The sequence below is a fragment of the Halopelagius inordinatus genome (assembly GCF_900113245.1).
Classification (GTDB): domain Archaea; phylum Halobacteriota; class Halobacteria; order Halobacteriales; family Haloferacaceae; genus Halopelagius; species Halopelagius inordinatus.
Genome location: NZ_FOOQ01000001.1, coordinates 1,364,192 through 1,386,828 on the forward strand (window position 1 = coordinate 1,364,192; position 22,637 = coordinate 1,386,828).

Annotated in this window: 23 protein-coding genes, 1 tRNA gene and 1 pseudogene; 15 read left to right on the forward strand and 10 right to left on the reverse strand. The window is 65.8% G+C overall.

Annotation, left to right across the window (positions count from 1 at the left end):
* The first annotated feature begins 137 nt into the window (after positions 1-137).
* From BM167_RS07050 to BM167_RS07070, 5 genes are all read left to right on the forward strand, one after another.
* Entirely contained in the window at positions 138-1,286 is a 1,149-nt protein-coding gene (locus tag BM167_RS07050) for an FAD binding domain-containing protein (RefSeq protein WP_092891154.1), read from the forward strand.
* Between the two features lie 42 nt (positions 1,287-1,328).
* Positions 1,329-1,964 carry an SDR family oxidoreductase gene (locus tag BM167_RS07055; RefSeq protein WP_092890734.1) on the forward strand — a complete coding sequence of 212 codons (636 nt, stop codon included), beginning with the start codon at positions 1,329-1,331 and terminating at the stop codon, positions 1,962-1,964.
* Positions 1,965-2,151: 187 nt separating this feature from the next.
* Positions 2,152-2,754, forward strand: a complete 603-nt coding sequence (locus tag BM167_RS07060; RefSeq protein WP_143095478.1) for a DUF7282 domain-containing protein — start codon at positions 2,152-2,154, stop codon at positions 2,752-2,754.
* Between the two features lie 223 nt (positions 2,755-2,977).
* Entirely contained in the window at positions 2,978-3,865 is an 888-nt protein-coding gene (locus BM167_RS07065; protein WP_092890740.1) for an alpha/beta fold hydrolase, read from the forward strand.
* Positions 3,866-3,922: 57 nt separating this feature from the next.
* Positions 3,923-4,600: a helix-turn-helix domain-containing protein gene (locus BM167_RS07070; protein ID WP_245781316.1), complete on the forward strand. Its 678-nt coding sequence runs from the start codon at positions 3,923-3,925 to the stop codon at positions 4,598-4,600.
* 75 nt (positions 4,601-4,675) lie between these two features.
* Here BM167_RS07070 and BM167_RS07075 read toward each other — a convergent pair whose 3' ends face one another.
* Entirely contained in the window at positions 4,676-5,143 is a 468-nt protein-coding gene (locus BM167_RS07075; protein WP_092890743.1) for a universal stress protein, read from the reverse strand.
* Positions 5,144-5,653: 510 nt separating this feature from the next.
* On the opposite strand from BM167_RS07075, the gene BM167_RS07080 reads away from it, so the two are divergent.
* The gene (locus BM167_RS07080) at positions 5,654-6,034 is read left to right on the forward strand and encodes an SHOCT domain-containing protein (RefSeq protein ID WP_092891158.1); all 381 of its coding nucleotides are present in this window, start codon (positions 5,654-5,656) and stop codon (positions 6,032-6,034) included.
* A 327-nt stretch (positions 6,035-6,361) separates the two neighbouring features.
* On the opposite strand, the gene BM167_RS07085 is transcribed toward BM167_RS07080, so the two are convergent.
* The 3 genes from BM167_RS07085 to BM167_RS07095 all read right to left on the reverse strand — a co-directional run bounded on the left by BM167_RS07085 (position 6,362) and on the right by BM167_RS07095 (position 9,435).
* Positions 6,362-8,542, reverse strand: a complete 2,181-nt coding sequence (locus BM167_RS07085) for a heavy metal translocating P-type ATPase (RefSeq protein ID WP_092890746.1) — start codon at positions 8,540-8,542, stop codon at positions 6,362-6,364.
* A 127-nt stretch (positions 8,543-8,669) separates the two neighbouring features.
* The gene (locus BM167_RS07090; protein WP_092890749.1) at positions 8,670-9,098 is read right to left on the reverse strand and encodes a universal stress protein; all 429 of its coding nucleotides are present in this window, start codon (positions 9,096-9,098) and stop codon (positions 8,670-8,672) included.
* 262 nt (positions 9,099-9,360) lie between these two features.
* Positions 9,361-9,435: transfer RNA gene (locus BM167_RS07095), tRNA-Arg, on the reverse strand.
* Positions 9,436-9,544: 109 nt separating this feature from the next.
* On the opposite strand from BM167_RS07095, the gene BM167_RS07100 reads away from it, so the two are divergent.
* The 3 genes from BM167_RS07100 to BM167_RS07110 all read left to right on the forward strand — a co-directional run bounded on the left by BM167_RS07100 (position 9,545) and on the right by BM167_RS07110 (position 11,728).
* A complete protein-coding gene (locus tag BM167_RS07100; RefSeq protein WP_092890752.1) occupies positions 9,545-10,450 on the forward strand; it encodes a geranylgeranylglycerol-phosphate geranylgeranyltransferase in 906 nt (301 codons plus the stop codon).
* A gap of 195 nt (positions 10,451-10,645) precedes the next feature.
* On the forward strand, positions 10,646-11,257 hold the full coding sequence (locus tag BM167_RS07105) for an RAD55 family ATPase (RefSeq protein ID WP_092890755.1): 612 nt from the start codon (positions 10,646-10,648) through the stop codon (positions 11,255-11,257).
* Between the two features lie 45 nt (positions 11,258-11,302).
* A complete protein-coding gene (locus BM167_RS07110) occupies positions 11,303-11,728 on the forward strand; it encodes a CoA-binding protein (RefSeq protein ID WP_092890758.1) in 426 nt (141 codons plus the stop codon).
* Between the two features lie 37 nt (positions 11,729-11,765).
* On the opposite strand, the gene BM167_RS07115 is transcribed toward BM167_RS07110, so the two are convergent.
* Together BM167_RS07115 and BM167_RS07120 are read right to left on the reverse strand one after the other, a co-directional pair.
* The gene (locus BM167_RS07115) at positions 11,766-12,746 is read right to left on the reverse strand and encodes a PLP-dependent cysteine synthase family protein (protein ID WP_092890761.1); all 981 of its coding nucleotides are present in this window, start codon (positions 12,744-12,746) and stop codon (positions 11,766-11,768) included.
* A 125-nt stretch (positions 12,747-12,871) separates the two neighbouring features.
* Positions 12,872-13,219 carry a DUF5798 family protein gene (locus tag BM167_RS07120; RefSeq protein ID WP_092890764.1) on the reverse strand — a complete coding sequence of 116 codons (348 nt, stop codon included), beginning with the start codon at positions 13,217-13,219 and terminating at the stop codon, positions 12,872-12,874.
* 118 nt (positions 13,220-13,337) lie between these two features.
* On the opposite strand from BM167_RS07120, the pseudogene BM167_RS18945 reads away from it, so the two are divergent.
* A pseudogene (locus BM167_RS18945) lies at positions 13,338-14,109 on the forward strand (alpha/beta fold hydrolase).
* A 25-nt stretch (positions 14,110-14,134) separates the two neighbouring features.
* Here the strand turns inward: BM167_RS18945 and BM167_RS07130 are convergent.
* Genes BM167_RS07130 through BM167_RS07140 form a run of 3 tightly spaced genes read right to left on the reverse strand, consistent with a single transcriptional unit; the run spans position 14,135 to position 18,007 of the window.
* Positions 14,135-15,193 carry an ABC transporter permease gene (locus BM167_RS07130; RefSeq protein ID WP_092890767.1) on the reverse strand — a complete coding sequence of 353 codons (1,059 nt, stop codon included), beginning with the start codon at positions 15,191-15,193 and terminating at the stop codon, positions 14,135-14,137.
* On the reverse strand, positions 15,186-17,015 hold the full coding sequence (locus tag BM167_RS07135) for an ABC transporter permease family protein (RefSeq protein ID WP_092890769.1): 1,830 nt from the start codon (positions 17,013-17,015) through the stop codon (positions 15,186-15,188). Before BM167_RS07135 ends, BM167_RS07130 begins: the two co-directional genes overlap by 8 nt.
* Entirely contained in the window at positions 17,012-18,007 is a 996-nt protein-coding gene (locus tag BM167_RS07140) for an ABC transporter ATP-binding protein (protein WP_092890772.1), read from the reverse strand. The genes BM167_RS07135 and BM167_RS07140 overlap by 4 nt, the downstream gene beginning before the upstream one ends.
* A 110-nt stretch (positions 18,008-18,117) precedes the next feature.
* Here BM167_RS07140 and BM167_RS07145 point away from each other — a divergent pair, with 110 nt between their 5' ends.
* Together BM167_RS07145 and BM167_RS18390 are read left to right on the forward strand one after the other, a co-directional pair.
* Positions 18,118-18,324 (forward strand): hypothetical protein, encoded by a 207-nt coding sequence (locus BM167_RS07145; RefSeq protein WP_092890775.1) that lies wholly within the window; start codon positions 18,118-18,120, stop codon positions 18,322-18,324.
* 71 nt (positions 18,325-18,395) lie between these two features.
* Complete coding sequence (locus tag BM167_RS18390) at positions 18,396-18,554, forward strand: hypothetical protein (protein WP_177213296.1); 159 nt, start codon at positions 18,396-18,398, stop codon at positions 18,552-18,554.
* A 12-nt stretch (positions 18,555-18,566) separates the two neighbouring features.
* Here BM167_RS18390 and BM167_RS07150 read toward each other — a convergent pair whose 3' ends face one another.
* Positions 18,567-19,433 (reverse strand): 3-hydroxyacyl-CoA dehydrogenase family protein, encoded by an 867-nt coding sequence (locus BM167_RS07150; protein ID WP_394327233.1) that lies wholly within the window; start codon positions 19,431-19,433, stop codon positions 18,567-18,569.
* Between the two features lie 145 nt (positions 19,434-19,578).
* Here BM167_RS07150 and BM167_RS07155 point away from each other — a divergent pair, with 145 nt between their 5' ends.
* The 3 genes from BM167_RS07155 to BM167_RS07165 all read left to right on the forward strand — a co-directional run bounded on the left by BM167_RS07155 (position 19,579) and on the right by BM167_RS07165 (position 22,597).
* Positions 19,579-20,745 (forward strand): DUF7409 domain-containing protein, encoded by a 1,167-nt coding sequence (locus BM167_RS07155; protein WP_143095479.1) that lies wholly within the window; start codon positions 19,579-19,581, stop codon positions 20,743-20,745.
* A 150-nt stretch (positions 20,746-20,895) separates the two neighbouring features.
* Complete coding sequence (locus tag BM167_RS07160) at positions 20,896-21,693, forward strand: class I fructose-bisphosphate aldolase (RefSeq protein WP_092890781.1); 798 nt, start codon at positions 20,896-20,898, stop codon at positions 21,691-21,693.
* Between the two features lies 1 nt (position 21,694).
* Positions 21,695-22,597, forward strand: a complete 903-nt coding sequence (locus BM167_RS07165) for a class 1 fructose-bisphosphatase (RefSeq protein WP_092890784.1) — start codon at positions 21,695-21,697, stop codon at positions 22,595-22,597.
* Positions 22,598-22,637 lie beyond the last annotated feature (40 nt).

Below are 22,637 nucleotides of genomic sequence, written 5' to 3' on the forward strand. Positions count from 1 at the left end.
AACCGTTCGCGCGGTCCGACGTCGCCGTGTTCTGCGTCGCGACGACGAGAGAGACGCGTCCGCGGGACAGGAGATGCCGAAGGGAGTTCGGCTCGCCCCTCCGGAGGCCTTTCGGCGGTCGAACCGCAAGAGACGGCGTGTCTCGGGAACGATCGAAACAGCCGACGGAGTCGCTCGACGTGACGGTGTCCGGCGGGTCGATGGGCGGACTGTTCACCGGCCTCGCCCTCCGAAGCGCCGGACACGACGTGACGGTTCACGAGCAATCGACGGGACGACTCCGGAGTCGGGGGGCGGGAATCGTCGCACAGCGGAACGTCCGTCGGTTTCTCGGCCGTCACGCCGCCGCCGCGCCCGAGGAGATAACCACGGCGTCCAGCGAGCGACGGTATCTGACGCGGGACGGCGACGTCGAACGGTCGGCGGCGGAGTCGATGGCATTTACGTCGTGGGACGCCGTCTACCGGCGACTCCGGGCGGCGTTCCCGGACGACCGGTACCGCACGGGCGAGGAAGTCGTCGCCGCCGACTCCGAGACGGCAACCGCCCGGCTTGCGGACGGGACCGAACTGTCGGCCGACCTGGTGGTCGTCGCCGAGGGGGGTCAATCCTCGACGCGCCGGGACCTGTTCTCGGACGTCGACCCGGAGTTCGCCGAGTACGTCGCGTGGCGGGGCGTCGTCTCCGAGTCGGACCTCTCGGCGGCGGTAGTCGATGCGTTCGACGACCGGTTCGTCTTCTATCAGGGATCGAACCACCTGATTCTGGCGTACTTCATCCCCGGCGACGACGGCGGTACCGCCCCCGGGACGCGCCGCCTCAACTGGGTCTGGTACGACAGCCTCGAACGCCGCGACCGAACCGCCGTCTTCACCGACGCGGGCGGCACCGAACGGACGGTCACCGTCCCGCCCGGACGCCTCCGAGAGTCGGTCCTCGACCGGCAACTGGACCGTGCGGAGTCGGAACTCCCGCCGGTGTTTACGACGCTCGTAACGGAGACGACGGACCCGTTCGTCCAAGCGATATACGACCTGACCGTGCCGCGGATGACCGTCGGCCGAGTATGTCTACTGGGTGACGCCGCGTTCGTCGCCCGCCCGCACACCGCCGCGGGGACGGCGAAAGCCGCCGGTGACGCCGTCGAACTCCGACGGGAACTCGACCGACGCGAGACGCTCGGGTCGGCGCTCTCGGCGTGGGACGACGCCCGTACAGAGTACGGGAACCGACTCGTCGAACGCGGCAGACGGATGGGGCGAGAGCGGTTGGGTCTCGGCGAGTGAGCGGTCACCAGTTTCTTCGGCGCTCGGAGTCACTCTCCGAGCATGTACGTGCTCGTCGCCGGGTCGCACGGTCAAGTCGGACAACACGTGACGAGAATCCTCGCAGAGAGCGACTACGACGTCGGCGGGATGGTTCGCGACGAGTCGCAAACCGAGGATATCGACGCCTTGGGAGCCGAACCGGTCGTCGCAGACCTGACCGAGGACGTCGCACACGCCGTCGAGGGTGCCGACGCCGTCGTCTTCGCCGCCGGGTCCGGCGGTGAGGACGTGTGGGGCGTCGACCGCGACGGCGCGAAGAACCTCGTCGACGCCGCCGAGGACGAGGGCGCGACGCGGTTCGTGATGTTGAGTTCGATAAACGCCGACCGCCCCGAATCGAGTCCCGAGGCGCTTCGGGAGTATCTGCGCGCGAAGGCCGAAGCCGACGACTACCTCCGAGAGAGCGACCTGACCTACACCGTCGTCCGCCCGGGTCCGTTGACGAACGAGGAGGGGACCGGACGCGTCGAAATCGGAGCGGAGATAGACCGAGACAGCGCCGAGATCCCCCGCGAGGACGTGGCTCGAACGCTCGTCGCAGCGCTCACGGCCGAACCGACCCACGGGAAAACGTTCGAACTCGGCTCCGGCGACACTCCGATAGAGAAAGCGGTGCAGAGTCCGCCGGACGAGTGAGCGGCCGATCCGTCCCCGACGCACAGTCTTTCCGACGTCACCGGTCGGCCAGGTTTGCGCAATTTGAACCATATATGATAACTGTTATACGCCAGTGGACGGATTGCGTTGAGAGGCCGTATTATCCGATTAGCTGTTAATTCGGCTGCAATTAGTGGTACATGCGTACCACCGGAGAAACCACAACATGTCAGAAAAGAACTATTTGCGTGCAGCGACTGGTCGGCGTACGGCGCTACGAACGATAGGCGGGGCCATCGCGTTCGGTGTCGGCCTCGGAAGTGTGGGCTCTGCGGCCGCAGTACACGAGGAGAGCCACCAAGAGAACTACGCCGATATCAAGTTCAACCCCCAGCGGACGACCGGAGAGTCCGTCCGGGTCGCTCGATACGAACCGAAAGGCGACGGGTTCATCACGATTCACACGTGGGACCTGATCGAAGAACAGAACGGCTCCGACACGATCTGTGGCGTCTCCGGGTTGTTCGAACCGGGAGAGTACTCCAACGTAGAGGTTCAACTCTTCGACGACGGAACCGGGTATTCGCCCGCTTTCGGCGACCGAGAGCGACTCGAGGAAGATCAACCGCTCGTAGCCGTCCCGCACAGAGACAGAAACGACAACGGCTCGTTCGACTTCGTGACCGAAGAGAATCCGGCACACGCCGACATCCCGTTCACCAACGGGACGCAGGTCAGAGACGACCTCCCCGTCGACGGCGCGACCAACGACTGGGCCGACGTCAAGGTCGTTTCCGACAACAGGAACGACGGCACCTCCGAGGACTGAGGTAACGCGCACGAGGGCCACCGGCCACAGTCCGCCGACCGATCGACGTTTTCTTCGAGAGGATATCGCGACGAACCGCGTGAGTCCGCGGTAGCGTCGTCCAGCGATAGGCCACTAGCTCCGCTGGACGAGTGGTCGGTGAGCCACACCCGCGGGGTCGTATATATACCACCGTACCTATCCGGCACCAATCACTCCCCGCGGCGCGCGAAATCGATAGTCGATGACAGCGAAGAGTTCCACGTCGCCTCGCTCGGATGCGGAACGCGATGCCGACAGAACGGTCACCGTCTCGCCGGACGGCGATGGGGACATCGCGTACGCGGACTACGGTCGCCCCGACGGCGCTCCGGTCGTTTTTCTCCACGGGACGCCCGGGTCGCGAAAGCTCGGCTCGCTGTTCGATTCGGCGGCCGACGAGACCGGCGTTCGCGTCCTCGCGCCCGATAGACCCGGATACGGTCGGTCCGACCCGCGGCCGGGCCGGTCGGTGCGAGACGCCGGAGCGTTCGTCGGTACCGTCCTCGACGACGCCGACGTGCAGACCGCCGGTCTCGTCGCGTTCTCCGGCGGCGCGCCCTCCGCACTCGCGACTGCGGCGACGCGGCCGAACCGGGTCGAGAGTGTCGATATCGTCTCCGGGGCGACGCCGCCCGACGTCGGCGGAGAGACGCCAGCAGTCCAGCGGTTTCTCGCTCGACTGGCGACGACGACGCCCGCCGTCCTCCGCGGCCTCTTCTACGGGCAGGCGTGGGTTGCAGACCGTCTCGGCCCGTCGGTCGTCGTCTCGCAGTACACGGCGGACGCCGAGTCGATTCCGAACCCCGAAGCGGAGGTGATCAGAGCGGACTTCGTCGAGGCGTTCGCTCGCTCTCGACGCGGTGCCGTGACCGAGTTCCGGAACGCGGCGAGGGACTGGGGAGTCCGCTTCGAGGAGGTTACGACTCCCGTCCGCTTTTGGCACGGGGACAGCGACGCGAACGTGCCGATAGGCGGCGTCAGACGCCTCGAAAAACGGCTACCGAACGCTCGTCTGCGGGTTCTCGACGACGCCGACCACTTGGAGACGCTCCTCCGATGCATCCCCGACGTGATGGAGCGACACCGATAGGTCGGCCGCCGAGTTCTCGCCGAGGCGGGCGTCGAACCGGCGACCACGGTGTTTGATATGCGAACCGAGCGAACGTCGTTCGACGGCGGCATGAAACGCATCCAGTTTTCGGTCCGTTACCCGGACCGGTTCGTCCACCCGCTTCAACGGCGGATTATGGAGGAGACGCCGATTACGCGGGCCGAGTTGCTGATGTGGAGTCCGACGGACGACGCGGCGACGTTTCTGTGGTTCGACGGGGACCGAGAGGCGACCGAGACGGTCGTCGGCGGTATCGACTCGCTCCTCGCGAGCGATTTCGTCGAGGACGACGCGGGGACGTACGCGTTCCTCAGACAGGACGAGTACGAGTTTTCTGCGGCGTTGCTCGACACTATCGCGAGTTCGGGCGTCATCTTCCTCCCGCCGGTCGTGTTCCTCGCGACGGGCGACGTTCGGTTCGAGGCGGTCGGGGAGACGGCGGCGCTCAGTTCCTTTCACGACGAACTCTCCGAGTTCGGTAGCCTCACCGTCGAACGGGTCCACGAGTTCGAGCGAATGCGCTCGCCGTCGCGCCTGACCGAACGACAGCAGGCGGCCCTGGAGGCGGCGGTCGAAGCGGGCTACTACGAAATCCCTCGTGAGGGGTCCGTCGCGGACGTCGCTGCGGTCCTCGACTGTTCGCCGAGCACGGCGGGGGAACTGGTGCGGAAAGCCGAGGCAGCGGTCATCGGTGGCTACGTCGAGAGCGGGTGACCGGAGTCGGCGTGTCCGATCGGCGACGAGGGACGTGACCCGCCGTCGGGCCCCGCCCGAGTCGGGCGACGGCCGTTACCGACCGTCCTGTCGCGACTCGTCGACTTCGGTTTTCACGACGGTCGCCGGGCGCGCGGTCAACCGGAGGACGCGGTCGGTGACGCTCCCGAGAAGCGCGCGGTACTCGTCGGGTCGGCGTTTGGTTCCGAGTACGAGCAGGTCCGCGTCGTGGTCGTCGGCGTACGCCACGATAGTCTCGGCGGGGCGGCCGTGGCGTATCGCCGTCTCGACGTCCACGCCGACCTCAGACGCTCGGCGACGGAGGTCCGAAAGCGTCTCCTCTCCGTGCTCTTCGAGGCCGTGTTCGGGGCCTTCGGCTTCGTCGACGTACTCGTCGCCGCTGTACGCGGTCACGACGTCCTCGTCGACGACGTAGAGCGCGTGGAGGACGGCGTCGTGCGCGACTGCGAGGTCGAGTGCGTGCGATTCAGCCCGATCAGACGCGACCGTTCCGTCGGTCGAAAGCAGAATCCGGTCGTACATTCGTTTCCGATTTCAGAGGCGGGTACAATAAAATCCGCTTTCGATTCTCGGGTCTCAGGAGGCGAACGACCGCGTCCGGACGTTCCGACCGTCTGCTCGGCCAGTCGGGACGCGGGGATAGGTTCCCGTACGGCCGCGAATCCCGACGAAACGTCGTTCGTGGTCGCGGCCCTCCATCGGTATCGGGTGGCCGGTGGCTCACTCTGGACTCTCCTCACGGTCCGCGAAGGCCCGCGACAGAAACAGTGCGTCTCACCGTCGCGTGTCGCTTCCGACTCGCTGTCGTCGGTCCCATTCCGCAGACAGGGTTGCGGCACCGGCCGGACGTACCGATGCCACGGTGGGAGACGGACGAGAGAAACATCGGGGTTTTGCAATATGTTGTTCGGTGGCTATCGAACCATGTATTCGAAACTTTCAGTCCAAAATATATCGGGAACGAGAGTCGCAACTGCATTGAACCGCGAACGCGTACACGACGGTAGACGCGGACTCACGGAGGGACGACATATGCCCGAACATACGGACGACAGACGACTGGTGACGATAGCTCTCGTCGTCGGTGCGATCGTTCTCCTCCCGGTGTTCCTCGTGGGCTTCGGGATGCTGGGATTCGGATCGATGATGGGCGGCACGTGGGGCGGCGGAATGCGGGGAACCGGAGCGATGCCGGGATGGGTACTCGTCGGCATCGTGGTGCGAATCCTGTTGCTCGCCGCCCTCGTCGCCGGTGGTTACCTCCTCTATCGGGCGGTCACCGGCGGCGAGACTGACTCGGATCAAGCGCTCGAAGAGCTTCGGCTCGCGTACGCGCGCGGAGAACTGACCGACGACGAATACGAAACGCGGCGCGAAGCGCTCGAACGCGATACGAAATCGCGATCAGACTGATCCGAGGGGTGACGGAGCGTCGTCTGGTCGCGTTCGCCACGAATCCGGTCTCCGGCCTCTCGTTCCCGGGGACGACGCTGTCCGAGGCGCTCTGACCCCCTTCGAGCGTAATCGAAAGGAGACGCGGGGATGACCCGTCGCGGGCCGAAATTCTCCCGGGGCTTTCCTCATCTGCGAACCGCGCTATGCAGTGCCGTAATCGCGAATCAACCCGAAGAAGTGGGCGCTGCAAGCTCTGGTTCGACTATCGAACGAATCGACCTTTCAGGCGTGAGGCGTCCGAATTCGGCCGGCTCAAAACGGCATTTCTGGCAGCTCTGGACCGGGTCACCCACGATAGCCGAGCAATCGAAGGCCGTTCAGCGAGACGAGAACCGTCGAGCCTTCGTGACCGACGACCGCGAGTGGGAGCGGGATTCCCCGGAGGAGGATTGTGCCGACCATGAGAGCAATCGCGCCGAAGGCGATAGCGAGGTTGATCGTGAGCGTCCGTCGGGTCTTCCGCCCCAGTCCTAGGACGTACGGAATCTTGCTGAGGTCGTCACCCATCAACACCACGTCGGCGGTGTCGAGTGCGACATCGGTCCCCGCACCGCCCATCGCCACGCCGAGGGTTGCTGTGGCGAGCGCCGGCGCGTCGTTGACGCCGTCGCCGACCATCGCCACGTTCTCGTAGCGATCGACCAGGTCTTCGATGGTCGCCACTTTCTCCTCCGGCAGCAGTTCAGCTTGGACCTCGTCGATGCCGACCTCGTCGGCGATTTGCTGTGCGACGCGCTCGTTGTCGCCTGTCAGCATCACGATGTGCTCAACCCCGAGTGAGCGGAGGTCGTCGATCATCTCGGCAGCGCCCGGTCGAACCGTGTCGGTGAATGCGAGCCATCCTAAGACGGTGATGTCGACATCGTGCTCCCGGGCGACTATGACGCTCGTTTTTCCCTCCGACTCTAGTTCTCTGAGTCGGTCTAACCCTGGTTCGAGACCATCGATTGGTGCGTCTCCGACCACGGTCTCGAAGTAACTTCGATTTCCGATGTGGATGCTCCCGTCTTCAACATCAGCTTGGACCCCCTTCCCGGCGACTGACTGAAACCGTTGTGCGCTGGGCACGTTCAACGACTGCTCTTCTGCCGCCGTCACAGTCGCGCGAGCGAGATGATGCTCCGACCGGGCTTGCACCGCAGCTGCGAGTGAGAGCAAATCGTCGTCAGTTACTGCACCGTCGTCCACACCCTCACGGACGAACACGTCGGTCAACTGCGTATCACCCTGTGTGAGTGTGCCGGTCTTGTCGAACGCGACTGCATCGATTTTCGCCGCGGTCTCGACGTGCTCGCCGCCCTTGAACAGGACGCCCTGTCTGCCGCCGGAGGCGATAGCCGAGAGGACCGCCGCGGGCGTCGAGATAATGACCGCACACGGTGAGGCAGCGACCATCAGCGTCATCGCTCGGTAGAACGTACTCGTGAACTCGCTGCCGAGTGCAAGCGGTATCCCGATAGCCGCGATCGTGAGCGCGAACACGCCGAGGACGTACGGTTGTTCCAGGCGGTCGATGAGCCGCTGTGTGGGTGCCTTCTCGCTTTGGGCCTCTTCGACCATGGTGATGAGGCGGCTGATCGCCGATTCGTGGGCCTGTCTGGTGACTTCGATTTCGAGACTTCCGCTCTCGTTGATCGTCCCGCCGAACACCTCGTCGCCGGGTTCCTTCGGCACGGGAACCGACTCGCCGGTGAGCGAGGCCTGATCGACCGTTCCCTCGCCGGACGTCACCACGCCGTCGAGTGGAATTTTGTCGCCTGGACGGACGACGAACACGTCACCGACGGCGACCCCGTCGATGGGAACCGTGACCTCCTCACCGTCACGCAAAACCTGCGCTTCGTCCGGCCGCATCTCGACGAGTGACTTGATTGCCCGGCGCGAGCGGCCGATCGCGTAGTGTTGGAGTGTGTTTGACAGCGAGAACAGGAAGAGGAGCATCGCGCCCTCGAACGGGGCCCCAATCGAAAGCGCACCGAGCGCAGCGACGATCATCAGCAGGTCGATATCGACCCGGCGGTGACGGAGCGTCTCGATCGCTCCTTTGAGCCCGTACCAGCCGCCGAAGACGTACGCGACGCCATAGCCGGCCCACATGAGGAGTGGCGGGCCGTCGAGCCACCCTGTCGCCAGGCCGGTCACCATACCAAGTAGTGTCAGACAGACGAACGCTGCCTCCCGTCTGAGTTCCGAGCGAGGGGTTGCCTCATCGGGTGCCGTGTCGGACTCGTCTTGGATCGAGACGTCACGGTCGCGGACTGCCTGTCTGAGCGTTTCCTCGGAGGTGGCGCTTTCGTCGTATGTGATTCGAACGCTCCCCGTTCGGAACGAGACATCGACGTCGCGGACGCCGGGTTTGTCTTGGAGATGTCGTTCGAGTGCTCGCGCCCCAGCTTCGCCACGACCGCCTCGTCTCTCGATCTGGACTGTACACGTCGATAGCGGGGGCGATTCAGTAACGGTCACGCAGTCTCTCCATACCGTATGTGTTGGTTTTGCATTGTCGGTCTATCACTGTGTCCTCGTCTGACCGCATACGAGAGCGGATTGTCGAAACTCCGGGACGTCCTCCTGTCCTTTTGGTCCGAGCAACTCAGCTAATGATCGTCACCGGAATCTGTGCTCGGCGGGTGACTGTCTTGGCAACGCTTCCGAGAAGTGCACGGTCGATTCCTGAGCGGCCGTGGCTGCCCATGACGATTTGATCGACGTCGTGGTCGTCAACGTATTCGAGGATTGTTCGCGCCGGTTTGCCGATTTCCGTGACGGTATCGAGTTCGGTATTCCGTTCCGCCGCAAGGTCCGTGGCTGTCGCGTGGATTCGGGTCGCTTCTTCTTTCGCATTCTCGTACCAGTCATCGGCGACTGGTAAGCCGCCAGCCTCCACGTCCATAACTGAGTCGATCGGATTGATGACGTACATCGTGGTGATGGGTGCGTCCGGGAAGGTCTCGATAGCGTATGTGAGCGCGCGCTCTGAAAGCGGGGAGCCGTCGAAGGCGACGAGAACGTTGTCCGGCATACAGAGAAGGTTCGTGCCGAATTGAAATGAGCGTACTCTTTCGGAGATACCGCGACGGAGTTCGGCCGGGAGAGATATTTCAGAAGAGCCGTCCGTGGAAAATTACTGTTCGATATTTTACTCTCTATTCAACAGGTGATTCTTAGCGGGCGATCTGAGTTCATCCGCCAATGAGAGTTCGATTATCGAACGAAAGCACCCCACCCCGGTCGTTCGACCGATGACCGCACCGCAGTCTTGCGGTTATTTCACCGAAAATCTATGGGCGCTGCAGGATTTGAACCCACGACAACTTGGTCCGAAGCCAAGCACTCTGTCCAGACTGAGCTAAGCGCCCTCGATACAACGTAGAGGGACGGTTCGTTTTAAACCCACGGATTCGGAGCCGCCGTGTGAACCCGTCCGACTCCGCGTCATTTATCTCCGCGGCATCGGGAGTGAGAGATATGTCACCGGCCGCGGGGTCAGAGTCGAACGTCGGCGACGCGGAGTCGGCGTCGCCGTCGGAGACGGCGCGCGGACTGCTCGAACTCACTCGTCCCGGAAACGCCGCGGCCGCGGGCGTCCTCACGTTCACGGGCGCGTTCGTCGCGGACGGACTCGCCGCGCCCGTCGCCATCGTCGCCGCCGTCGCCGCGACAGCGTTCGCGACGGCGGCGGGAAACGCGGTGAACGACTACTTCGACCGCGAAATCGACCGCATCAACCGACCGGACCGACCGATACCGCGGGGTGCGGTGAGCGAGCGCGGTGCGCTCGTCTTCAGCGTCGCTCTCTTCGCGGGCGCCGTCCTCTCGACGCTCGTTCTGCCGGTCACGGCCATCGCCATCGCGGTGGTGAACCTCGTCGCGTTGCTCGCGTACACGGAACTGTTCAAGGGCCTCCCCGGAGTAGGAAACGCCGTCGTCGCCTACCTGACGGGGTCTACGTTCCTGTTCGGTGCCGCCGCGGTGGGCGGGACGTTCGAGACGACGGTCCTCGTCCTCTTCGGCCTCTCCGCGATGGCGACGTTCACGCGCGAAGTCGCGAAAGACGTCGAAGACGTGGCCGGGGACAGAGAGGAGGGACTCCGGACGCTCCCGATAGTCGTCGGAGAGCGACGCTCTCTGACCCTCGGCGTCGCCGTGTTGGTGTTGGCCGTCGCGGCGAGCGTCGTTCCGTACGCCGTCGGCGGGTTCGGAGCGGCGTACCTCGCACTCGTCCTGCCGGCAGACGTCGTGATGCTCTGGGGGGCGCTCCGAGCGTTCTCCGACCCGAGCGCCGGGCAGACGCGACTCAAGCAGGGGATGTTCCTCGCGACGGCGGCGTTCGTCGCGGGGCGAATCACCGCGTCCGGGGCGATACCGTGGTGACCACCGCCCGACGCCGAACAGACGGGCGGAACGCTCCGCGCGGACCCGTCGCTCGCCGACGGAGCGCCCGTGTATGGAATCAAAAAGAATATTATCGGTTCACTATATCATCCAACTACCTAATGACTCCCGGCGAGTCGATCCGTCACGCGAACGTCTATCTCCATGCTGACGGCTCAGTTCCGAGGGACACAGATGTATGACCTCGGCCCGGATCTCGATACGGAGGTCCAACCGGGAACGAACATCCTGCTCAGCGGACCGCCACTGACGGGAAAGCGATCGCTCGGACTCGACGTCCTCGCGGAGGGGACGGAGAACGGCGACGGGGCGATAATCGTCACCACGAAGGACGGCGCAAAGCGCGTCCTCTCCGATTTCGACAAGCGCGTCTCCTACGAGGGAAAGCCCGTCGCGGTGGTCGACTGCGTGACGCGCCAGCAGGGACTCGGCGACATCCGCGACGACGACAGAGTGAAGTACACGTCCTCTCCCGTGGACATGACGGGCATCGGAATCAAGCTCTCGGAGTTCCTGCAGGCGTTCTACCAGGACCGACACATAGAGCAGAACCGCGTCATGCTCCACTCGCTTTCGACGCTCCTGATGTACGCCGACTTACAGACGGTGTTTCGCTTCCTGCACGTCTTCACCGGACGCATCCAGAGCGTCGACGGTCTCGGTCTGTTCGCCATCGACTCGACCGCCCACGACGACCAGACGATGAACACCCTAAAGCAGTTGTTCGACGGCATCATCACCACCCGCGAGGACGGCGACCCCGAGATTCGCCTCGCCTCCGACTGACGGGTCGCCCGCGATTTTTTGTCCGCGCCGCCCCTCCGTCCGTTCATGCCCGTCACCGACGACGCCGGACTGAGAGACGTACTCGACGCAGAGACCATCGCAGTCGTCGGCTGTTCGACCACCGCCGGGAAGGCCGCCCACGAGATTCCCGCGTACCTGCAACGACGCGGCTACGAGGTGATACCCGTCAACCCCTTCGCCGACGAGATTCTCGGCGAGACGGCGTACGACTCGCTGGGCGACGTTCCCGACGACGCGGACGTGGACGTCGTGGACGTGTTCAGGCCGAGCGAGGAGGTTTCGGACATCGTCGACGAGGTACTGGCGCGCCACGAGTCGGTCGGCGACGCGGACGCTCTCTGGCTCCAACTGGGGATACGAGACGACGAGGCGGCCGCGCGCGCGGAGGATGCCGGACTGACCGTCGTTCAGGACAAGTGTATGAAGGTCGAACACGGCCGTCTGCTGTAGCGCCGAGGTCGGACCCGACGCCGACGCCGACGAGCGCTCACCCCTCCCACGACTCGAAGTCGCGGTAGATACCCTTCGAGAGGTAACGTTCGCTGGAGTCGGGGAAGATAGTGACGACGGCGTCGTGCGGCGCGTCGACGTCGCCGTCTCGAATCCGCTCTGCCACGTCTCGGGCGGCGAGACTCGCCGCGGCCGACGAGGAGGCGACGAGGTGGCCCTCTTGGCTCGCGAGTCGTTGGACCTCCGCGTGCGCGTCTCGGTCGGCTATCTGGACGATGTCGTCGACCAGCGACTCGTCGAACAGTTCGTTCGTCGCGACGTCGTGGGTCCCGATGCCTTCGGTCTTGTAGTCCGCCTCTTCGACGTCGTCGCCTTCGAGGCGAGCGTACACGGACCCCTCGGGTTCGACGGCGACGACGTGGGTATCGTCGTCCCGTTCGCGGGCGTAGCGGGCGATGCCCATGAGCGTCCCCGCGGTTCCGCATCCGACGACGACGGCGCCGACGTCGCCGTCCAACGCCTCGTATATCTCCGGTGCGGTCGTCTCGTAGTGCGCCTCCGCGTTCAGCGGGTTCGAGAACTGCTGGGGGACGACGGCGTCGTCTATGTCGTCTGCGATGTCGCGGGCGCGTCGGATGGCCCCGCCCATCCCATCCTCCGTCGGGGTGTTGACGACTGTCGCCCCGAGCGCGCGCATCAGTTGCTGTTTCTCGACGCTGAAGCGTTCGGGGACGACGAACACCGCGTCGACGCCGAGTTGGCCCGCGGCGACGGCGATACCGATGCCGGTGTTTCCGGCAGTCGGTTCGACGACGGTTCCGCCCTCCGGGAGCGTCCCGTCTTCGAGCATCCGTTCGAGCATGTACTTCCCGATGCGGTCTTTGACGCTCGCGCCCGGATTGAACGACTCCACCTTGGCGTAGACGGGCACCTCGTCCGGGGAGGCGTGTACGCGGACCAACGGCGTCCGGCCGATGGTCTCGAGCACAGAGGAGAGCGGCTCGCTGTCCGTGGTCATGCGGTGGCAAAAGTTGCCCCCGAACCTGAAGGTTACCATCCGTCCGCGAGAGACGCGAACCCAACTACCGGGTGGCAGTCGCGTTCCGAGAGCGTCGCGGACGACGAACCTGACCGCGAGGAGCGTTACGCGTCGTCCGTCTCGACTGCGGTGTCGGCGGCGTCCGCGTCGGTCGAGTCCTCGACGGATTCGTCCGCGGCGTCCGCCTCGGCGGCGTCGTCCGTCTCCGCCTCTCTGATGTGCGCCGTCGCCGTCACCGACTCGACGTCGATACCCTGCTTTTCGGCCATCGCTTCGAGGATGGCTCGCTGTTCTGCGGATTCCGCTTCGAGCGTCTCCACTCGGTCCTGCGTCTCGCCGACAGTCTCGCGCATCTCGCGTATCTGGTCTCGCAGGTCGTTCAATCGCGCGTAGACGTCCTCCGCCATCTCGGCTACTTTCTGTAGCTTCTTGGCCGTTCCTCCGAGTCCCATATCTGCACCACCGTCCTCGTGCCTTGTGTGCGTTCCGACTTCGGGATTCTCCGCTCGGAGCGTCCGTTTCCGCGGGGGCCGCATTGCCCATTGAACCGGGTCCCCCGTTTGGTACGCTATGTACGACGAGTGGGCGGCGGCGCAGGAATCGACGACGGTATCGGTCGACGGACGTCGCCTCCAGGTGTCGTACTACGACGAGGGGTCGGGGCCGGTGGGGGTGTTACTCCACGGGATACCCACCTCGTCGTTCCTGTGGCGCGACGTGGCGTCGGCTCTCGAAGACGACTACCGCGTCGTCGCCCCGACTTAGTCGGCTACGGTACCTCCGACATGCGAGACGGCTTCGACCGTTCCATCCGCGCCCAAGAGGAGATGGTGGCTGGTCTCCTCGACCAACTCGGCGTCGATTCCGCCTCGTTCGTCGCACACGACATTGGCGGCGGAGTCGGACTTCGGTACGCGGTCAACCGTTCGGACGCGGTAGAGAACCTCGTCCTCTCGAACGCGGTGTGTTACGACTCGCGGCCCGCCGAACCGGTGATTGACCTCGCACTCCCCGGCACCGCCAAGGAGACGAGCGTCGAGGACGGTCAGGAACTGGTAGACGGACTGTTCCGCGGGACGCTCACCGACGACGCGGACGACGAGTTCGTCGAGGGGATGAAAGCGCCGTGGGAGTCCGAGGAGGGCGTCGTCTCCCCGAGTCGGAACGCCGTCGCGACGAACACCAACCACACGACCGAAATCGACCCGGAAGCGGTCGCCGCGCGGACGCTTCTCCTGTGGGGGCCGAACTCGTCGAGTTGGACGACGCAAACCACTGGGTGATGGAGGACCGGCCGGAGGCGTACCGGAGCGAACTGCGGGAGTTCCTCGCCGGAGAGTGAGGCGGACGAGTTTGGAGCCCGACGATTAGAGTTCGTTCGGGTCTACCTCTCCGACGAGGTAGCGAACGGCCAGATACGCGCCCGCGCCGAGGACGACGTACGCCGCGACGACGGCGGGCGCAAGGGGGTCCGGGCTCCCGATTGCGAGGCGGGCGGACGTGTTCACGGGGTTGTGCGGAAGCAGCGCGGTGCCGCCGAAGACCAACAGCACGCCGATAGAGTAGAGGAACTGCGCGGCGCGCCGTTCGGGCGCGAGAAGCGCCACGGCCGCCCCGAGCGAACAGACGAGCGTCGCGAGTGCGGCCACCATCGCGAAGAGCCACAGCGGATTCGAGACGGGCGTCCCGTTGACGCCGAGGAGGAACATCCAGAGAAGCGACTGGGCGGGCGCGAGAGACGCCGCCGCGAGGAGTTTTCCGTCCACGACGTCCGACAGAGACAGCGGTGCGACGCGGAGCAGTTCGAGCGTCCCGCGGTCTATCTCCTCGGTCAGCGAGTCCACCGTGATGGACCCGCTTATGAAAACCGGGAGATAGAGGAGAAGCGGAACGAGCACCGTGTAGGTGAAGCCGTAGTACGGGCTCGATTGGGTCTCCTGCGGGAGCGGAAGCGTCGAACCGTCGAGGAACGCCGACCGCTCCCCGCGTTCGGTTCGCTCGAACTGGCGGAGGGCGTCCCGGAGTTGAACGACGACGACGGTGGTCTCGACGTTCGAGTCCGGTGCCGTCGCCGTCACGAACACCCGCCCGTTCAACCGTTCCGCCGAGAGGACGGCGTCCACGTCACCCCTGTCGAAGGCCCGCATCGCGGCGTCGTCGTCCCGATACGGTCTCGCGTCGATGCCGCCGACGGACGACGCCGCGCGAACGAGGTCGGACGTGGCGTCGCCCGAGACGGCCACGTCCACCTCGAAGTCGCCGACCGCCCCGGGGTCGTACAGCGAGACGAGGCCGACGACGAGGAACGACGAGAACGCCGCGACGAACAGTTGCAGACAGAGCGCCAACACGATGGTCTTCTCCGTTCGGAGCGACCCGAGTTCTCGCTTCGCGATGGTCGGCCGGGGGTCGCGGGCGTCACGCAAGGGCGTTCACCACCGTGATGTTGTACCCCGCGTGAACGGCGACTGCGACGACGAACGAGGCGGCGTACCACCGCCCGTCGCGAGACGCGCCGACCGCGGTCAGACCCGCGGTGACGACGTGCAGGACGAGTGGCGCGAGAAACAGCCCCACGCCCGAGAGGACGCCGATGCCCGACGGTGCGAGCGCAGCCTGTCCGAGGGCGAGTTCGGGGAGGCCGACCACCTGCGCGACGGCGGTGAACTTCTCGCCGACGAAAAAGCCGACTCCCGAGAGCGCGCCGAGTCGGAGCGCGGTTCTGACCGACCGCTCGAATCGGGACTTCTCGAAGGCGGCGTAGACGTGGATGCTCTTTGCGAACTCCTCTACGACGGCGACGAGGAGCAACAGAGCGGGCACCGTCGCCTCGACGGGAAGCGCGAACAGCACGGCGATAGCGAGCAGTTCGGCGACGAAGACGAACGGAATCGACAGCGCGGAGAGGACGGCCACGTCGCGGGGCCGCGAGATGCGGGCGTCGAGGGCGTCTAAGAACTTCAGGGGGACGGAACGTTGGGTGAACATGTCCTCCTCGCGGTAGACGCCCGCGCCGAGGAGGAACAGCACGCCCGAACAGAGGTAGAACGGACCGGTCGAGAAGGCGTACTCGCCGAGTCCGACCGCGCCCGCCGGTTGCAGGTCGCGGACGACGAGCGTGAGCGGCGAGATGAGCGCGATGGGCGTCACGTTCGCGAAGATGGCGGGTACGAACGCGTAGGAGGTGAGAAACACCGACGCGGCGACGGTGACGAACGTGAGTTCCTTGAACGAGCGAGCGAACATCGCGCCGACGAACGTCGCCGCGAGGAACGTCAGGCCGATGGGGAGGACGGCCGCGACCGAAACCGGGCCGCCGCCGACGGCGAGAGCGACGAGCGACGTGACTCCGACCACGACGCCGACGTACGGGAGCGTCTTGCCCGCGACGATGTCGCCCGGCGAGACGGGCGCGACCAACAGCAGTTCGCCCCGGCGGTTGATTCGCTCGTTCAGCATCGTGCTCCCGTACGCCTGCACGACGAAGTTCATCGGCACGAGGAAGGCGAACGCGAGAACGAGGGACGCAAAGGGGAAGGGCGGCTGGATGGCCGCGGGCGACCCCGTCGTCCCCGAGGAGAGCGGGTTCGCGCCGCCCACGTCGGGGACGCCGAGGCGTCCGTCGCCCCCGCCGGACCCGCCCGCGGCGGACCCGCCGCCGTCGCCGCCGGTCGTTCCCGCGCCGTCGCCGCCGGCGTCGCCGCTCCCGTCGTCTGCGTCTCCGGTCGTCCCCGCGCCCGCGTTCGCGCCTCCGTCGGCCGAGTCGTCGGACGTGAGCGGGTTGCCCCGGTCGAGATACCGGAGGCTGACGACGACGGGGAACGCCGCAGTCTGGTTCTCCTCGCGGAGCATCAGGCCGTCGTTGTACCGTTCGACGACAGACCGGGTCGTCGAGAGCGCCGCGCGACCTTTCTGTGAGTCGGCGGGGTAGAACGCGTCGCCGACGACGAGGAGGTCGATATCCCCCGATTCGAGCGCCGCCGCGTCCGGCGGACGGGGGTCGAGGGCGGAACTCGACTCGACCGCCGCGTGGTAGGGGTTCTCCGGCGAGACGCCGACGCGGTAGATTCCCCGGTCGACGTCGACGCCGCCGGTCAGTGCCCCCGCGCCCGCGACGGACCCCGCGAGCAAGAGAGCGACCAAAGCGAGGACGGCCGTCCGGCGGTCGAGGGTGCCCGCCGAGCGACTCACCTCCCAGCGGGCGATTCGAACGACCGCGCGCAGGTGGTCCCGGACGTCGCGCTTCACTTCGCCGGTCCCCCGTACGTCGCGGCGTCGTCCGCGCCGTTGGCCGCCTCTGAACCGTCCGACTCTCCGTCGGTCTGCGCGTTCCGCCGCCGCGTTCGGCCGCGGTCCGTCCCCTCCTCCGTCGTCGGCCGACCGGCGAGGTCCAAGAATATCTCCTCTAAACTCGGCTCTCGCGTCCGGATGTCGTCCACCTCGCCGCCCGCGGATTCGGCGGCGGCGCGGACGGACTCGACCGCCTCCATGTCGCCTACGACGCGCCGGTGTCGCCCGTCGCCGACGGGGTCGGAGTCGGGAACCGAGACGGTCGTAAAGACGTGGTAGGTCGTCTCTCCGTGTTCGTCGCGAATCTCGGGGACCGTCCCGCGGGCGATTATCTCGCCGCGGTTCATGATGACGACTCGGTCGCAGATGCTCTCGACGTGGTAGAGGTTGTGCGCGCTGAAGACGACCGTCTTGCCCCGGTCTGCGAGTTCGCGGGTGAACTCCAACACGTAGTTCGTCGTCAGGGGGTCGAGTCCCGACGCGGGTTCGTCGTAGACGAGGAGGTCGGGGTCGTTGACCAACGACCGAGCGATGGCGACTTTCCGCTTCATCCCCTTCGACATGTCGCCGAGGCGACGCTCTCTGTGTTCGAGTTCGAGGCGGTCGAACGTCTCCTCCGTCCGGCGCGTCGCCTCCTCGCGCGGCACGTCGTAGAGGTCGGCGAAAAATCGGAGATACGACCGCGGCGTCATGTCCTCGTAGAGGGGCGACTCCTCGGGGAGAAAGCCGAGATGTCGCCGCATTTCGGGGTCACCGGCGTCGAACTCGCCGACGCGCGCCTCGCCGCCGGTCGGTTCGATGAGTCCGGCGAGCATCTTGAGCGTCGTCGTCTTGCCCGCCCCGTTCGGCCCGACGACGCCGAATATCTCGCCGCGGTCGACCTCGAAGGAACTCCCGACGACGGCGGGGAAATCCTCGTAAGTCTTCCTGAGGTTCTCGACGGTAATCATGCGAGCATCCACGGAGTTCCCCCCGATAAAGCGTTCGCGCAGATGTTCAGTCCTGATACTCAGCGTATCATCTCGACAACGGTTTCCGGCCGGGCGGCGAAGGGAGGGCCGTGCCGGCAGACGACTACCTCGATTCGACGACGGCGCTCTTCGTCGGCGTCTTCGTCGCCGCCTTGTTCGGGTTCGCCGCCCTCCTCGCGTACGTCGCCGCGGGCGACGTCGTCCCCGCCGCGAGGGCGTTAGCCGGCGCACTCGCGGGCCTCGGCGTCGTCTTCCTCCTCGCGTCTCTCGTCGTCGCGGCACTCCTCGCCCGCTAGCGGCGGGAGGTAAGTCGCGGACGCGGCGTCTCGGCGATAGCTTTTCGTGACGAGAGAGTGACTATTCGAGTATGGCACCCGAACTCATGGTTGTTCGCGCGGCGGACGGCGACTGGCATCGGACCGACATCTTGGGGTGTCAGCGGTCGAGCGTCATCGACCCCGCGGAGGAACGGGAGGCCGACCCCGAGGAGTTGAGCGGCGACCGGTGCGAGTACTGCACGTGGTAGGGACGCGGCGAGTCAGTCGTACTCGTAGAACCCCTTCCCGCTCTTTTTTCCGAGGTCACCGGCGGCGACCTTTCGCTTGAGCAGATAGGCCGGTTTGTACCGGTCGCCGAGTTCCTCGAACAGCGTCTGTGAGGCGTCGAGGCAGATGTCGAGGCCGATGTGGTCCGCCAGTTCCAGCGGTCCCATCGGGGCGTTCGTCCCGAGTTTCATCCCGCGGTCTATGTCCTCTTTGGAGGCGACGCCCTCGTCGTAGGCGCGGATGCCCTCGTTCAACCACGGCATCAGGATGCGGTTCGTGACGAATCCGGGTTTGTCGTCGGACTCCCACGTCTCCTTGTCGAGGCGGGCCGCGAACTCGTGTGCGAACTCGACGACTCGGTCGGGCGTCTTCTCGCCGACGACCACCTCGACGCCCTTCATGACGGGGACGGGGTTCATGAAGTGGACGCCGACGACGCGTTCGGGCGCGTCCGTGGCGGCGGCGATGGTCGTCACCGAGAGCGTGCTCGTGTTCGTCGCGAGCACCACGTCCTCGCCGAGGAGTTCGTCCAAGTCGGCGAAGATATCCCGCTTTACGTCCATGTTCTCGACTGCGGCTTCGACGACGGCGTCGCACGCGGAGAGATCAGATAGCTCCGTCGTCCCGGAGATTCGCTCGCGCGCGGCCTCCGCCTCGCCGTCGGTCAACCGGTCGCTTCCGACGAGTCTGTCGAGGCTCTCTTCGATGCTCGAAAAGCCCCGTTCGACGTACTCGCGTTCGATGTCGCGCATCACCACGTCGTATCCCGCCGTCGCGGCCACCTGCGCGATGCCGTTGCCCATGGTGCCCGCGCCGACGACGCCGACCGTCTCCACCTCGTCGATGTCACGAATGTCCATGCAACACCTGCGCCCGGTCGGGTGGTAAACGTGCCGACGGGGCGTCGGTCGAACGGGAAGAGACGGGTCGAGCGACGCAGTTCCGTCGGCGTGCGAACAACGTGATTGTTCGGATACAAGCACGGAAACGCTCAAGTCGGAAACCGTGAAGGTACACCCAACGGGTGACATGGTGACCGAAGGCGGCGACGCCGGTGACGGCGTCAACGAGTACGTCGAAGCGGGACGAGTGAGCGACCGCGACCGCCTGTCGGATGGGGACGAGGGCACCGACGCGGCGGACGACGGAGAGATTCCGCTTCCGTGGAACAGCATCGACGAGACGAGCGCGGACGACGACGGCGACGGGGGGCCCGAGACGTTCGAGGACCTCCGGTTCGTCGGACCGAAGACGGCGAGCGCCCTCGAATCGTCGGAGATAGAACTGTCAGATTTCGTCCGTAAGCGCATCTCCTACCGGGAGTTGACCGAAGTCGGCGTCAACCCCGGCGTCGCGGCGAAGATACGACGCGAGCACTCGCTGTCGTGGTCGTTCGACGCGACGGACACGGACCTCTCGCGGCGGTCCACGCAGGTTCGCGGCTTAGACGACGACGAACGCGAGTGGATAGCGAGTTCGACGGGGTGGGGCGACGACGAGGCGGGCGACGAATCGGACGGCCGCGCGGACGGCGAAACCGAATCCGGCGACTGGGAGACGGAGACCGGAGAGACGGGCGGACGGCGCGCCGGTCGGCGAGAGACGTCCGCAGAGTCCGACGGCGAATCGGCGTGGCGCGAACAGGCGGAGACGGGACCGTCCGGCCGCGAGACGACCGAGTCCGACGGCGAGGCGGAGTGGCGAAAGGAGACGCCGGAGACGGGCCGCAGCGATTCGACCCCCGAAGACGAGGAGGCGGCGTGGCGCGCCGGTTCGACGCGCGAGGGCGACGGCGAGTCGAACGTGACCGAGGGAGAGGCGGCGTGGCGGAGTCGAAGCCCCGAGAGCGACGACGAGGCCGTGGGCGACGAACCGGACGGGCGTGCGAGCGACGAGGCGGCGTGGCGGTCGAACGCCGAGTCGGACCGCGACGCGACGTCGGCCGCGGCGGACGCCGAAGCGACGTGGCGCGCCGAGAGCGCTCCGACGCCGGTGACGGTCATAGACGGCGTAGACGAGACGGACGCGGCGGAACTGGCCGACGCGGGCATCCGCTCGATTCGACGCCTCGCTACCGCCGACCCAGAGAGCGTCGCCGACGCACTGCAACTCGACCAGACGCTCGTCGAAGGGTGGGTCAGCGCCGCGGACGAGCGACTCGACGGAGTCTGAGAAATTTTTTACTCTTCGAGTTAATTCGCTCGCCAAGGGGCGAAGCGCCTCCAACTCGCGTGTCACAGTCTGCCTCGTGAGTTGCGTCTCCGAGAGTCGGAATGACAACCGACAAAGAGTTTATATGTGTTGTTACCCGAAACAGAAGTAATGAGAGCCGGAGCCGACTCCGCCATCACGCGGAACGGGAAGTCGATCATCCTGGCGTACGACCACGGACTGGAGCACGGTCCGACCGACTTCGACCCGGTGCCGGAGACGGCGGACCCCGAGGTGTTGTGGGACCTCGCGACCCACTCTGCGGTGACGGCGTTCGCCGTACAGAAAGGCGTCGCAGAGGCGTACTACCCGTCCTACGAGGACGACGTGTCGCTGCTCGCGAAACTGAACGGGACGAGCAACCTCTGGATGGGCGAACCCGATTCGGCCGTCAACTGGACCGTCGAGAACGCCGCGGACCTCGGAGCGGACGCCATCGGATTCACCCTCTACGGGGGGTCGAACCACGAGGTGGAGATGCAAGAGGAGTTCCGCGACGTCCAAGAGGCCGCCCGCGACGAGGACCTCGGCGTCGTGATGTGGTCGTACCCGCGCGGGCAGGGGCTGAAAAACGACAAGAAGCCGGGCACCATCGCCTACGCCGCCCGTCTCGCCCTCGAACTCGGTGCGGACATCGCGAAGGTGAAGTACCCCGGTTCGGAGGAGTCGATGCGACGGGCGGTGCGCGCCGCCGGACCGGCGGGCGTCGTCATGAGCGGTGGGTCGAAGACGTCCGACCGCGACTTCCTCGAAACGGTCGAATCGGCGATGGACGCGGGCGCACAGGGGCTGGCCGTCGGACGCAACGTCTTCCAGCGCGAGGACCCCGAAGGCATCCTTGACGCCTTAGAGCAGGTGATATTCGAGGAAGCCACCGCCGACGAAGCGCTCGAAACGGTGGGGATCTGAGATGGCCACCGACGACGACGCCACCTCCGACCGCGTGAACTCGGTGGATCGAGTGTTCAAGAAGGTGTTAGACGCCGTCGCGAAGACCGCGCCCGAGATTCGAGAGGGACTTCCGACGCGGCGAGCGAAGGTCGAAACCGAGAACCCGTCCGGCGAGACGCCGTTGGCCGCCGACGTGTACGCCGACGAACTGCTCTGTGAACGCATCGGAGACATAGAGGGCGTCGGCACGTACGCGAGCGAAGAACGCCCCGAAGCCCAGACCGTCGGAAGCGGTCTCTCGGTCTGCGTCGACCCTCTCGACGGCTCTTCGAACCTCAAGCCCAACAACACGATGGGGACCATCGTCGCCATCTACGACTCTCCGCTTCCGGCCACCGGCGACGACATCCTCGCGGCCGCGTACGTCCTGTTCGGGCCGACGATGACGATGATAACGGCGTACGACGACACCGTCACGGAGTACGTCATTCAAGACGACGGCACGTACCAAGCGATTCGCGTGGACGTGACGCTCCCCGACGACCCGACGGTGTACGGGTTCGGCGGGCGCGTCGCGGACTGGGTCGACGAGATAACCGAGTACGTCCGCGAGATAGAGTCCGACCCGTCGATGAAACTCCGGTACGGTGGCGCGATGATCGGCGACGTGAACCAGGTTCTCACCTACGGCGGTATCTTCGCGTACCCGACGCTCGCGGACGCGCCGGAGGGGAAACTCCGCATCCAGTTCGAGGGCTACCCCGTCGGCTACATCGTCGAGACGGCGGGCGGAGCCTCGTCGGACGGCCACCAGTCGCTTCTGGCCGTCGAGAAAGACGACCTGCACGCGCGGACGCCGGTGTACGTCGGCAACGAATCGCTGGTCGACGGCGTCGAGGCCCACCTCTCGGACGACGACTGAGCGTCGTAGATTCTTACATGGAAAACCATTTTGAACACCC

What these genes read in the sequence shown, in the direction of transcription:
- BM167_RS07115 (WP_092890761.1), bottom strand. Translation starts at nt 12,746, where the DNA reads ATGACCACGGACAGCGAGCCGCTCTCCTCTGTGCTCGAGACCATCGGC.
- BM167_RS18390 (WP_177213296.1), top strand. Translation starts at nt 18,396, where the DNA reads ATGGCACCCGAACTCATGGTTGTTCGCGCGGCGGACGGCGACTGGCAT.
- BM167_RS07075 (WP_092890743.1), bottom strand. Translation starts at nt 5,143, where the DNA reads ATGTACGACCGGATTCTGCTTTCGACCGACGGAACGGTCGCGTCTGAT.
- BM167_RS07070 (WP_245781316.1), top strand. Translation starts at nt 3,923, where the DNA reads ATGCGAACCGAGCGAACGTCGTTCGACGGCGGCATGAAACGCATCCAG.
- BM167_RS07160 (WP_092890781.1), top strand. Translation starts at nt 20,896, where the DNA reads ATGAGAGCCGGAGCCGACTCCGCCATCACGCGGAACGGGAAGTCGATC.
- BM167_RS07100 (WP_092890752.1), top strand. Translation starts at nt 9,545, where the DNA reads ATGTCACCGGCCGCGGGGTCAGAGTCGAACGTCGGCGACGCGGAGTCG.
- BM167_RS07090 (WP_092890749.1), bottom strand. Translation starts at nt 9,098, where the DNA reads ATGCCGGACAACGTTCTCGTCGCCTTCGACGGCTCCCCGCTTTCAGAG.
- BM167_RS07105 (WP_092890755.1), top strand. Translation starts at nt 10,646, where the DNA reads ATGTATGACCTCGGCCCGGATCTCGATACGGAGGTCCAACCGGGAACG.
- BM167_RS07140 (WP_092890772.1), bottom strand. Translation starts at nt 18,007, where the DNA reads ATGATTACCGTCGAGAACCTCAGGAAGACTTACGAGGATTTCCCCGCC.
- BM167_RS07110 (WP_092890758.1), top strand. Translation starts at nt 11,303, where the DNA reads ATGCCCGTCACCGACGACGCCGGACTGAGAGACGTACTCGACGCAGAG.
- BM167_RS07060 (WP_143095478.1), top strand. Translation starts at nt 2,152, where the DNA reads ATGTCAGAAAAGAACTATTTGCGTGCAGCGACTGGTCGGCGTACGGCG.
- BM167_RS07080 (WP_092891158.1), top strand. Translation starts at nt 5,654, where the DNA reads ATGCCCGAACATACGGACGACAGACGACTGGTGACGATAGCTCTCGTC.
- BM167_RS07065 (WP_092890740.1), top strand. Translation starts at nt 2,978, where the DNA reads ATGACAGCGAAGAGTTCCACGTCGCCTCGCTCGGATGCGGAACGCGAT.
- BM167_RS07150 (WP_394327233.1), bottom strand. Translation starts at nt 19,433, where the DNA reads ATGGACATTCGTGACATCGACGAGGTGGAGACGGTCGGCGTCGTCGGC.
- BM167_RS07120 (WP_092890764.1), bottom strand. Translation starts at nt 13,219, where the DNA reads ATGGGACTCGGAGGAACGGCCAAGAAGCTACAGAAAGTAGCCGAGATG.
- BM167_RS07165 (WP_092890784.1), top strand. Translation starts at nt 21,695, where the DNA reads ATGGCCACCGACGACGACGCCACCTCCGACCGCGTGAACTCGGTGGAT.
- BM167_RS07055 (WP_092890734.1), top strand. Translation starts at nt 1,329, where the DNA reads ATGTACGTGCTCGTCGCCGGGTCGCACGGTCAAGTCGGACAACACGTG.